The sequence below is a fragment of the Methylosinus sp. H3A genome, from assembly GCF_015709455.1.
In the GTDB taxonomy this organism is placed as follows: domain Bacteria; phylum Pseudomonadota; class Alphaproteobacteria; order Rhizobiales; family Beijerinckiaceae; genus Methylosinus.
Genome location: NZ_JADNQW010000005.1, coordinates 1,686,454 through 1,698,900, shown reverse-complemented (window position 1 = coordinate 1,698,900; position 12,447 = coordinate 1,686,454). Strand labels below are relative to the sequence as shown.

Here is a 12,447-nt window from a genome sequence, read left to right as displayed (position 1 = left end):
CGAGGAAAAGGAGCCCCGTTGAGAACGAAGCTCAGGAGGTTTTCACACAGCCTGTCACGCGCCGCCCTCGTCGAATTTCCACACGGGGATGCCGAGTTTCTTCGCCTTGTCCGCGAGATTGGCGGATATTCCCGATCCCGGGAAAACGATGACCCCGATCGGCAGTGCCTCAAGCATCTGGTCGTTGCGCTTGAAGGGCGCGGCCTTCGCATGTCGCGCCCAGTCGGGCTTGAAGGCGATTTGTGAAACCTTGCGATTGTCGGCCCAGCAGGCCGCGATGCGCTCTGCGCCTTTCGGCGAACCGCCATGCAGCAGCACCATGTCTGGGTGCTTGGAGAAGACCTTGTCGAGTCGATCCCAGATCGCCCGGTGATCGTTGAAATCGAGTCCTCCGGTGAAGGCGACCTTCGGTCCGGCGGGAAGCAGCGCCTCATTCTCCGCCCGGCGTCGGGCGGCGAGAAAATCGCGGCTGTCGATCATCGCCGAGATGAGCGCGCGATGACTGACCTTGGAACCGGCGCGCGGGCGCCAAGTCGAACCGGTGTGGCGTTCGAATTGATCGGCGGCATGGTCGCGAAAGAGCTCCATGCTGTCGCGACGCTCGACCAGCGTCATTCCCTCGGCGATCAGGCGCTCGAGCTCGACGGAGCGGATTTCCGAGCCGTCCTGCTCCTTCTGGCTTCGGCGTTGCGCCTGCTCATTGTCGTCGAGCTCGCGCTCGATGCGGAGTATGGCCCGGTGGAAGAGATTGACGCTCGACCAGAGCAGGTCTTCGAGATCAGGCTCGAGGCGGGTGTCGCCGAGGGTCGCGACGAGCGCGTCGAACATGTCCGCGGTCGCGCCGGCGATGGCTGCGGCTTCGGGCAGCGGCCGGCTGTCGGGCTCGTCCTGGAAGGGACGGTGGCCGTAGAGTTGAAGCTCGGTGAGAACGCGGTCGATCGGGGATGAGGCGTGCGGAGGCTCGTGTTCGGTATCGTCGCGGTTGATCGTCATGGCGTCGCCCTCTGTCGGATCGGCCGCGCCCATCGCGGCCTTCGTGGGCGTCCGAAGCGGCAAGACAGAGCCGGCCTGCACCGCCGAGCGGCCGAAGCGGAGCGGAGGACGGCGGACGGCGGCAATTTTGTGTCGCGATGCAAAGCCGGATTTATCCGGCGGCGGAAAATTGTCGCCGCCCGCCGTTGCACGGCAGGATCGATTGCCGCAGGACATAGCCCCTCTCGAAGGCCGTGGGCGCGGCTCTTCCGATGCGGGACAGGTATTCGATCATGCGCGAAGTCGAGTTGCGCCGACGCGCGCTCGGTCGGCCGGCGCGCGCTCTGCCGGGCTCATGAAGCGCGCCACGTCCTCCGGAACGAGCTGAATGCGGAGAGCTGCCCGCAGTTCGTCCACGCCGAGGTAGCGCAGATCGTCGTTGAAATCGTCGAGCGTCGGCGAGAGTATCACCGCATCGATCCCTTGCGCCGCGGCTCGTCTCGTCAACGTCTCGGCCGCCATGTCTCCTGCCGGATCGTCGTCGCGCGCGACATAGAGACGTCGCAACGTGTGAGGAAGTATCAGGGCGGCGAGGTGATTGGCCGACAGCGCTGCGACCATCGGCAGAGTGGGAAGAACGCAGCGGATCGACAACATGGTTTCGACGCCTTCTCCTGCCGTCATGATGTCGTCCACGACGCCGAAGCGGACGCCATTGCCGAGGAGACGACCCATCGCTCGCCTCGGCGTGTCCACCGGCGCCTTGTCGGCGCCAGTCGGATCGAGCCATGTGCGTTGAACGCCGGTGACGACACCCGAAAGATCGGTGACGGCTGCGATGAACGCCGGCAATGGCTCGACCTCGCCGTCGCTCTGTCGGCGATAATAGCAGCGTCGATGGAAGCGAAGACTGGCGGCTTCGTGCAGAGTCGTAATGCCACGTTTGCGGAGATATGTTTCTGCGATCGTGCCGCGGATCGGTTTGGCCATGGCGAACAGTCGGCGTGCGGATTCGATTGAGCCTCTCGGCACGGGCGTCGGTCCACGCGGCGCCGGTTCTTGACCGGGTTCGAAACGCGGCATGGCGAGGAAGCGCCGCGCCTCGTCGGCGACATCGCGGAAATTGGAGAGGCGGCAACTCGCACGGATAATGTCGAGCAAGTCGCCATGTTCCGCCAATGCGGGATCGACCCATTTCCCTGCCGCGCCTTTGCCGCTGTCGGCGCCGGTCAACCGAACGAAGAGGCTGCGGCCCGGCGTGTTGCGGGCGTCGCCGACAAGCCAGTAGCGACCTTCGCGGCGCCCGTTCGAGAGATAATGGCGGCATACCGCCTCGGCGTCACGCGCGAGACGCTGCGCCAACTCGGCCGGTGAATCGAACATGGGCCTCCTCCAAAGAAAAAGGGACCCGCCATTTCTAGCGAGTCCCTCGGTTCGGCCTCGGGGAGGTCTATTCGGCGCAGGTCTCGGGATCGTCCGTCGACCCGCTGTCAGCATCGCTCTGCGCCGTGTCTTCGTCGATAGCCGTTTCGCTTTCGATCGCCGCCGTTTCTTCGACCGGCTCATCATAGTGGTGAGGCACGTCGACGGCGCCCGACTGCTGGAACGCGCGACCGGGCGTACGCAACGGTTCGGGGAGCCAGCCCGTTCCGACGAGCATCTGCTCGGCTTGGACCGCCATGTCGCCTTTCTTCAGATGCTCGATCTGTCGCGCCGAGGCTTCGCCCTTCGTCTCGCGAACCGCTCCGAGGATGCGAGCCTTGGTCACGCGGCCGAGAAAATTATCCACGGTCGGCGTCCAGCCGGCGGTGGCGATATCGAGAGACAAGGTCTGCGCGAGGCGATCGGCATGGGCGATGGCTCTGGGCCGCCGGTTCCAGGCCTCGTGAACGGCGTTGACGGTCAGCGAGACGCAGTGCGCGAAGAGCGCCTGCCGCGCCGCGACGTCGAGCGTCGTCAGCGCAGCCCACAAATCTCCCGGTTCCGCAGGCAGTTGCGACGACCAGTCGCGATGACGGGCGTCGACGGCGGCGGCGAGCGGCGCGTCGCCGAGGCCGGGCGCCAGACTGCCGAAGGCGACGTTCTTCGGCTCGATCTCCACGCAGGAGTCCGAGCCGTAGCGATAGAACAACTTCAGACAGAGAACATGCAGCGCCGCGAGAAAGGCGACGGCGGGATCGTCGCCGATGGCTCGGCGCAGCGCCAGCGTCCGATAGGCCGTGAGCTCGGTCAAAAGCTTGTCAGGCAGAGGCCGAATGCCTTCGTCCTCTTCCTCCGCCGGCTCGGATCGAACCATATTGTCGCCGTCGGGCTCGACCGCCCTGGACGCCGCCGACGCCACCGCCGAAGAAGCGTCGGCGTCGGCCTCGCCATCCGACTCGGCGACTGTCGGCTCAGCGATCTGCACGTCGTCTTCTGGACGCACATAGCCTCGCTCGATGCGCAGCCGGCCGGAGCCGTCGATGCTGACGAAGGCGCCCGCTCGGGAAACATCATCAGGATAATAAGCCACCGGACGTTCTTCGATCTCCGCCATGGCGGTTTCGATCTCGCCGAGACGACGATCCACATCTTCGGGAATTTGATCCTCGTCGGCGAAGGCGGCTTCGATCTGCTGGGCTTCGGTCCGCAGCGATTCGAGCGCGGCTTCTCCCTCCGGCGTCAGAGGCGGGCGTTCGCCCTGGATGCAACGCAGCCCATATGTATGGCCGTAGGGAAAATCGGTCGCGACCCCGACCCATTTCCAACCCTCGGCGCCCACGCTCTCCGCCGCGCGCTCCAGCTTCTCGGCGACGAGACGATCGAGAAGGCCGACGTCTTGCAGCCAGCCGCCGTCGTCGCTCTGAAACAGGTCGCGCATGACCGCGCCGCCAGCCGCGGCATAATCGTCGCCGGCGAATTGCGCGCGCTTGTCCGAAGCTCGTACCGCGCCTTCGGTCAACAAGCGGCGAATCTGGTAGGCCTCTTTATTGTAGGAGCGCTGAATGGCGTCCCAGACCTGCTCTTGCCGCTCGTGGTCCGGGCTGACGGTGAAACCCATGAGCTGGTCGAGCGTCATGCCGTCCTCGGCATAGACATCGAGCAGCTTCGGCGACACGGAAGCGAGACGCAGGCGCTGCTTGACGACGGCGACGCCGACGAAGAAGGCGGCGGCGATCTCTTCCTCGCTCTGGCCTTTCTCGCGCAGCGTGAGGAAGGCACGGAACTGATCGAGCGGATGCAGCGGCGCGCGCTGGACATTCTCGGCGAGACTGTCCTCCTCGGCCGTCCCGTCGGTGCGCACGACGCAGGGGATGGGAGCGGTGCGCGCCAGGCGCTTCTGCTTCACCAGCAGCTCGAGCGCTCGATAGCGCCGGCCGCCGGCCGGGATCTCGAACATGCCGGTCTCCGAGCCGTCGGCGTCGAGCACCGGACGGACAGTGATGCTCTGCAACAGCGTGCGGCGGGCGATGTCTTCGGCGAGCTCCTCGATCGAGACGCCGGCCTTGATCCGGCGGACATTCGACTGGGAGAGAACCAGCTTGTTGAAGGGGATATCGCGCGAGGCGCTGAGGTGGATTTTCTGAACCGCGGTTGCCATGAGATCAACTCCGCGACGAGCAGCCGAGAGACTTTCTCTCGATCCTACGACTCGTCACGAAGATCGGCGCAGCCCTCTACCTCTCGGGTTCGGGCCGCGCCAGCTATGTCGATGAGGCGCTGCGCCGAAAACTTCCGGCGCAGCGATATTTGGCCGTCAGGCGGCGCGCGCGAGAAGCGCCTTGGCGCGGCCTTCGAGCTCCAGCCGCGCGTCCTGATGCGGCTTGGAACGCGCGACAGCCGTGATCCCTTGCACGAAATCGAAAATGCTCTCCGGCGGCCGCCCTTCCTCCTCGAGAACGGCCGCGATCACTTTGGCCGTTTCCGCCTTGCTGAAGCCGCGCTTACGCAGGAACGTCTCCCTCTCGTCGTCCTTGCGGGCGACGATGCGTTCGCGCGCCGCTTTCACGCCCGCGATGAAAGGCGCTGGCGACGACCGCGCGAAATTCTCGAGCGCCGGCGCCGCCTCATGGGCGAAGCGCTGCGCCGCGAATTTGCTGTGCCGAATGCTTATCTCCTCGAATCCTTCGACGCCCCAAAGGTTCCGATTCATGCACACCGCGCGAAGATAGAAGGAGGCGATGCCGAGCGTCTTCGATCCGACCTCGCTGTTCCAGCAATAAAAGCCGCGAAAGTACAAATCCGGATCGCCGTTCGGCAACCGGCCGGCTTCGATCGGATGCGTGTCGTCGACGAGGAAGAGGAAGACGTCACGATCGCTCGCATAAAGCGTCGTCGTCTCCTTGGCGACATCCACGAACGGATTATAGGTCATGGTCGCCCAGTCGAGAACGCCGGGTACCTTCCAGCGCGTGTCGCCCGTGCCGTTTCCAGCGATTTTCATCACGGCGGCGACCAGCTCATGATCCCAGATACGGCCATAGTCCGGACCAGTGACCGCGCGCAACTCGATCCTGCCATCGTCCGCCTCGAGCGTCTTGACCAGCTCGGCGCGATGCGACAGCAGGCCATGCTGGAGATTGACGCCGGCAAGCGGCGCCGGCAACTCGCGGAGATAACCGGCGGGCGCCCCGACCAACGAGCAGAGCTGGCTGAAACTCCAATGCGTTGGCGCCACCGGCGAGGCCGAGCCCGGCAGCACGAGCGTCAGGCGCACTGCGTCGGCGCGGCGCGCCTCCACGCGGATCGTTGCGCTCTCCACCGTTCGGGCGTGGCTGCGCTCGAAGCGGCCGCGAACGGCGGCCAACAGGTCCGACAGCGACAGGTATCGCTCGTCGTCGGGCCGGGAAAACCATTCGGACGACACCCGGCCGACACGGTCGCCGCGAGACAGGTCGACCTTGAAACCAGATGAGACGCCGAACTCGGAAGCGCCGCCCACATCGGCTGTAGCCTTCGAAATCTCGATGTTCATGATCCAGGACTCCGCGACGGGCGCCGCGAGACTCTCTCTCGGCCCTCAACCCGCCGTGAAAGCGAGGCACGCCTCTTTCTCTGGAAGTGCGGTTCAAGGGCAACGCCAACAGAATGGATCACAGATCGACCAATTTAGCGGGAAAGCAAACCGATCGCATAGTTCGGAGCGTCTTGCCATAGATGCCTTTGATCTACGCAATCCCCTCGTCTGTTTGGGGCTTCAATTCTCTGGCGCATTCGCTTTGATTGTGGACCGCGTCGGCTTCTCGCACGACTGGATGGACGTCAAGACGGCGACATCTGCCGGAGGAGCGCTTAGTCCTGGGAAGCGAGCTCATCACATTCGTCAACCTTTCGGTCGCGAGGATAAATATATTGTTATTTACCAAATACGTAGCGCTCAAAGCGGCGGAATGGCGGTATGCCGCATTCATCGAGCTCTCGCTCCGGCTTTCATGATATACGTATCAGGGATTTCGATCCTGCGGTCATGTCTCGGTGGGCTCAGGCGGCAGGCGTCGTGGCAAGCGGGTCTAAATTCAGCAGTGAGTTGCGCTCAATAACCCTAAGTTGGGGAGTATTATGTCGGACGGTGAATTGAAAATCGGTTGCTCGGTCGCCGAAAATGTCAACGTCGCGTTCTACCAAAACGCCGTCCCTATTCTGCGCGAACTGACCCTTGAAAACGACATCGGGCGAGACCTCAGCGAGGTTTCGGTCCACTTGTCTTCTGAGCCGCCATTTTTGACGCCCGGCATGTGGCGTGTCGACCGCATCGCCGACAAGACCACCTATCACATTCGCAGCCTCGACTTGCTACTCGACCCAGTTTTTCTAGCTGGTCTCTCAGCGTCGCGCCGCGCCGAGATCCACATCGTCGTTGAGGTCGATGGAATTGCGCACTCTAAATGCAAGGTCGAAGTGAACCTGTTGCCGCCGTCGCATTGGGGCGGAGCGGGATCGGCGCCTGAGCTTCTCGCCGCGTTCGTGCGCCCGACCGACCCCAGCGTCGACGTGATTTTGCGGGAGGCCGCCGAGAAACTCTCGCAGGCTGGTCGCGATCCCGCGGTAGACGGATATAAGCAGGGGAAGAAGACCCGAGCATGGGAGATTGCCGAGGCCCTTTGGGCTGCTCTCGTGGGACATTCCATCGCCTATGTGCTGCCGCCCAAGAGCTTCGAGCGCCAAGGCCAGCAGGTGCGTGGACCAAGCGATATTCTGTCGCGGAAAGTCGGGACCTGCCTCGATTTATCATTGTTCTATGCCTCATGCCTCGAACAGGCCGGTCTGAATCCGCTGGTCGTCTTGACCGAGGGACACGCCTTCGTCGGCGTTTGGCTTGTGGACGAGGACTTCTCGGAGTGCGTCGTCGATGACGCGCAAATGCTGCGCAAGCGTGTTCAACTCCAGGAAATGATTCTCGTTGAGACGACGCTCCTGACCGGGGCAGAGCCCGCACGCTTCAAACACGCGGTCGAGCAAGGCGCCAAGCAGATCGCCGAGGGTACGGAAGCTGTCCTCGAACTTGCCGTCGACATTAGACGTGCTCGCATCGCCAGCATCAAACCACTCGATCTCGGCGGCAACACCGGCCCCGTTATCGAACCGAAAGCTTCCGCCATTGAAGCGCAAGTCCTCGAGGAGACGCCGCGGTTCGCAGAGGAAATGGATCGCCGCAAGAAAAGGGACGACAAGCCGCTCGATCGGCTGGAAAGCTGGAAGCGCAGTCTTCTCGACCTGACGTTGCGTAACCGTCTCCTCAATTTCAAGGACGGCAAGACGACAATTGCGATTGAATGTCCAGATGCTGCAAAGCTCGAGGACATGCTCTCGGCGGGAAGTCGGTTCAAGCTTGTTAGCCGAACGGCAGTTCTCGACGGGAGTGACGGACGTGATCCCGCGCTTATCGTCAATCGGCAGAATGAGGACGGACGCAAGCGCTTCGTTCTTGAAGCCTTGGGGCGTGAGGAACTTCACACGAACGTAGCCGAAGCCGATCTGGAAGGACGCCTCACCGATTTGTTCCGTGCGTCGCGGCTGGCATTCGAGGAGGGCGGCGCAAATATACTTTATCTGTGCCTCGGTTTTTTGGAGTGGATACCGCAAGATGGAGCCGGCCCCTATCGTTCGCCACTTCTTCTCGTTCCGGTGAGTCTGGAGCGCAAGAGCGTGAGATCCGGCTTTCGGCTCAAACTGCATGAAGACGAGGTTCGTTTTAATCCGACTCTGCTTCAGATGCTGCTGCAGGACTTCGAACTGTCGATGCCGGAGCTGGACGGCGAACTTCCGCGTGACGGATCAGGGATCGACGTCGCGGAAGTCTGGCGGATCGTCCAGCGGCATGTGAAGAGCATTAAGGGATGGGAAGTCGTCGAACAGGTCGTACTGTCGACCTTGTCGTTCACGAAATATCTCATGTGGAAGGATTTGGTCGACCGCACGAATGATCTCATGCGAAACTCGCTCGTGCGTCATCTTATCGAAACGCCAACGCACTCCTATGCGGGCACATCGGAAGAGTTCATCGATCCGGCTCGTCTCGACGACGCCATCGATCCATCCGAGCTTTTCGCGCCGCTCTCGGGAGATTCGTCCCAACTAGCGGCCGTCGTTGCCGCGCAACGCGGCAAGGACTTCGTGCTATTCGGGCCGCCCGGAGCCGGCAAGAGCCAGACCATCGCTAATATGATTGCGAACTGTCTCGCGCATGGGAAATCTGTTCTGTTCGTTTCGCAGAAGACAGCTGCGCTGGAAGTCGTGCGTCGCCGTCTCAACGACATTGGCCTTGGCGGGTATTGCCTGGAGGTGCATTCAACGAAGGCGCAGAAGTCCAGCGTGATCGAGCAACTTGCGACGGCTTGGCGTGAACGCGGCGACGCGGACGAGGAAAGCTGGCTGGAAGCCAGCGCGCAGTTGAAAGCCAAACGCGACGAACTGAACCGGCTTGTCTCAGCTCTGCACTGTCGGCGCGGGAACGGAATGACTGTCTATGAGGCGTTCGGGCGTGTAGTCGCAGATCAAGGGACAATTCTTGATGTCGGCCTTGCTTGGCCGGCCGGCGTTGATCATACGCCACAGAATCTCGCAGCCTTGCGTGCGGCTTGTACGGACCTCGCCACAACTATGTTAGCCGTTGGCGCTCCAGCGACGCACCCTTTGCGCGGGATTGAGCAGACGAGATGGACACCGGCTTGGGCGCGCGAGATGCAAGCCCTGATTGATCGCGTACATACCGCCGTGCAGCGGTTGAGGGCAGCAACCGAGGCATTCGTCGCTTCGATAGGTTTGGAGCAACGGGTGCGTGGCCTCGCGCAATTGTCAGAACTCGAAACTTTGGGAACGTTGCTCACTCGGCCCGAAGCGACGGAAGGCGATCTGTGTGCTTTGTTGCTTGCCGACGAAACGACCGACCGATTCCATCGGACATTGAGTGACTTGAAGGAGGTTGTGACACGAGCTCAGGCGACGGCGGCGGAGCTGGACACCGACTATGCGCTGGAGGCTACTCGCCTCGATTTATCGCAACTCCAGCGTGATTGGACCGACGCCTGCGCGACAAACTTCCTGTTCCGAGAGGCCAAGAAGAATAAGGTTCGCCTGTTGCTGAAACCTTATTGCAAGGGCGAACTGCCACAGGACATAGGGCATGATCTCGTAGGTCTTCAGCGCCTCGCAGGGATCATGGCCGAAACCGAAAGAATGAAACCGGCCTTCGCCGGACTGGAACGTCTGTGGCGCGGGATCGACACGGACATTCCTCGCTTCGATCGGTTAATGGTATGGGCCGCCGACATGCGTTCGGCCACGAGCGGATTCGTGACCGAGAACGGCGACGCCGGATGGCTCCGTGACCATATAAAGTTGCTTCTGACTAAATTTGCCCATTTGTTCGCGCCCGGGGGGACTGTAACGGTGGCGTTCGAGGCGGTTCGGACGGAGTGGGATACGGCGTGGGAAGCCATCCTCGAATTGGGACATTGTGCAGGACTCATTGATCCACAAGAATTATTGGAGCCTCGCCCCGACTGGGATGAAGAGCTGCTCCAGCGTACGAGTCGCTGGAAAGGAAGTATCCTCAAGGCGCCGGAGTGGACGAGCTGGAGGACCGCCGCCAATATTGGAGCAAACCTCGGCCTCGGGCCCCTCGTCGCCGCTATCGAGGCCGGAGCGGTCACGGCTACCACAGTTCGGCCGACTTTCGAATTTTCCTATGCTCGCTGGTTCGCTGAAAAACTCGTCAACGAAGACAATATTCTCAGCTCGTTCCTCGCCGTGCAGCACGAAGCCAAAATCGAGGCCTTTACGGCCGCCGACAAAAAGGTCTCGGAACTCTCGAAACAGATTGTCCGCGCGCGGATAGGCGGGTCCATCCCCTCGGAGACTAATTTTGGCGCTGATCCAGAATGGGGAGCCCTCGCGCGTGAGACCAAAAAGAAAGTGCAACATATGCCTCTGCGCCAGCTGTTTGGCCGCATACCGACCGTTCTCACTAGGCTCACGCCCTGCGTCATGATGAGCCCGCTGTCGATCGCACAATATCTACCGTCCGACGCCAAATCCTTCGATGTCGTGATTTTCGACGAGGCTTCACAAATTCAGGTTTGGGATGCCATCGGCGCGATCGCGCGTGGCAATCAGGCGGTGATCGTCGGCGACCCCGAGCAGCTTCCCCCAACTAGCGTCGGCGAACGAGCAGCCGAAGGCGATGATGAGACCGCGGGTCTCCCCAGCCAACAAAGCATTCTCGACGAATGTCTCGCCTCGAACATTCCGAGCCTGAGGCTGCAATGGCACTACCGCAGCCGTCACGAAAGCCTCATCGCTTTTTCCAATGCCAAATATTACAGAGGCGATCTGATTACCTTTCCGTCGCCGGTCACCCGAGACGACGCCGTTCGTTACGTGCATGTCGACGGCGGCGTCTACGAGCGGGGGGGCAGCAAAACCAACCGCAAGGAGGCACAGGCCGTGGTCGAGGAGGTCGTGCGAAGGCTGAAAACGTCGCCGCATTCCGTAGGCGTGGTCACTTTCAATGGAGAACAGCAAAGGTTGATCGAGAACCTGCTCGATCAAGAACGACGCAGCGATCCATCGTTGGAGCGGTTCTTCGACCGTAGTCAGACACCCGAGCCCACATTGGTCAAGAACATTGAAAATGTGCAAGGTGACGAACGAGATGTTATCATTTTTTCAGTCGCGGTAGGGCCGGATCAGACTGGACGAGTAACCGCCCAAATTTCCTCTTTGAACGGCGCCGGAGGACACCGGCGACTAAATGTCGCTGTCACCCGAGCGCGACATGAACTCCTCGTCTTTGCGACCCTGCGGCCCGAGCAGATCGACCTTGGGCGCACAAACGCCAAGGGAGTCATCGACTTCAAACACTTCCTCGAATTTGCGCAGAACGGCACCCGCGCTATAGCGGAATCCTTTGCGCCCACGGGACTCGACACCGAGTCGCCATTCGAAGCGGCGGTCAAGCGCGCGCTCGAAGCCAAGGGGTGGGAGGTTCACCCGCAAATTGGCGTCTCATTTTTCCGCATCGATCTCGGCGTCGTACATCCAGATCATCCGGGACGATATCTCGCAGGTGTCGAATGCGACGGCGCCTCCTATCATCGGTCGGCAACGGCGCGAGATCGAGATCGCCTCCGCGAGTGGGTGCTGACCGACCTTGGTTGGACCATTCGACGTATCTGGAGCACCGAGTGGTGGATGGACGCCGCCTCGGCTTTCGATAAACTACACGCACGTTTGGAAGCCGACCTGGAGGTCGACCGCGCAAAGCAGGTGCCGACTCCGGATCTGGGATCGAATTCGTTGGAGGCGCTCCCGAAAGACGACGAAGAGGTTGGCGAAGCAGAGCTTGTTGAACATGACTTGGTTAGCGCTTCATCGATCGTTGAAAACGTCACTGTGCATGAACCTGCGAACGACTCCTTACCGATCCAAGAGACGAAAATATACGCACGCAAGCGGGAAAGCGGCGCGCCTGCAGCGCTTTACGTCGTCGCCGATCCGGCAGCGATCGCTACGCCAGAACAAGCACGCTTCTATGATAGAGACTATCGACCTATTTTGCGCCAAATGGTCGATTATGTTGTCGAGACGGAAGGCCCAATTTATTTCGACGTTCTTGTGGACCGCATTTCACGCGCGCATGGCTTTCAGCGAGCGGCGGAAAGGATTCGTGGAATCGTGAGGACCGCGCTCGGAGCCGATCGTGTGCCCACGTCCAAAGAGGGCGAGCGAGAGATCGTATGGCCGTCGGGTGCCAACACTCTTGTGTTGACGCCGTATCGTCGAGGCGATCGACGGGACCATGGCGATATTCCGATTCCAGAACTCGCGAGCCTCGCCGTTGAGTTGCACGGTGATGGATTCGAAGGCGAAGAACTGGTGCGTGAAATTCAAGAGCATTTTCGTCTGGGCCGCCTCGCTGCATCAACCAGGGACCGATTTGAAGCTGCGGTGGCTCTTGCGTCGCAAATCAACAGGCAGGCATAGCTCGGCGCCAAG

The 12,447-nt window shown here is 61.5% G+C and carries 5 protein-coding genes; 1 reads left to right on the top strand and 4 read right to left on the bottom strand.

The features are described 5' to 3' along the window. Positions 1 to 54: 54 nt before the first annotated feature. The 4 genes from IY145_RS10990 to IY145_RS10975 form a co-directional block, all read right to left on the bottom strand. A complete protein-coding gene (locus tag IY145_RS10990) occupies positions 55 to 993 on the bottom strand; it encodes a DUF2493 domain-containing protein (protein WP_196410502.1) in 939 nt (312 codons plus the stop codon). Between the two features lie 270 nt (positions 994 to 1,263). Beyond that, positions 1,264 to 2,355, bottom strand: coding sequence for a toprim domain-containing protein (locus IY145_RS10985; protein WP_196408249.1), 1,092 nt, complete (start codon positions 2,353 to 2,355; stop codon positions 1,264 to 1,266). Between the two features lie 67 nt (positions 2,356 to 2,422). Then, the gene (locus IY145_RS10980; protein WP_196408248.1) at positions 2,423 to 4,552 is read right to left on the bottom strand and encodes a ParB/RepB/Spo0J family partition protein; all 2,130 of its coding nucleotides are present in this window, start codon (positions 4,550 to 4,552) and stop codon (positions 2,423 to 2,425) included. A 156-nt stretch (positions 4,553 to 4,708) separates the two neighbouring features. Further along, positions 4,709 to 5,926, bottom strand: a complete 1,218-nt coding sequence (locus tag IY145_RS10975) for a DUF932 domain-containing protein (RefSeq protein ID WP_196408247.1) — start codon at positions 5,924 to 5,926, stop codon at positions 4,709 to 4,711. Positions 5,927 to 6,510: 584 nt separating this feature from the next. Between IY145_RS10975 and IY145_RS10970 the strand changes: the two genes are divergently transcribed. After that, positions 6,511 to 12,435, top strand: a complete 5,925-nt coding sequence (locus IY145_RS10970; protein ID WP_196408246.1) for a DUF3320 domain-containing protein — start codon at positions 6,511 to 6,513, stop codon at positions 12,433 to 12,435. Positions 12,436 to 12,447: the final 12 nt, after the last annotated feature.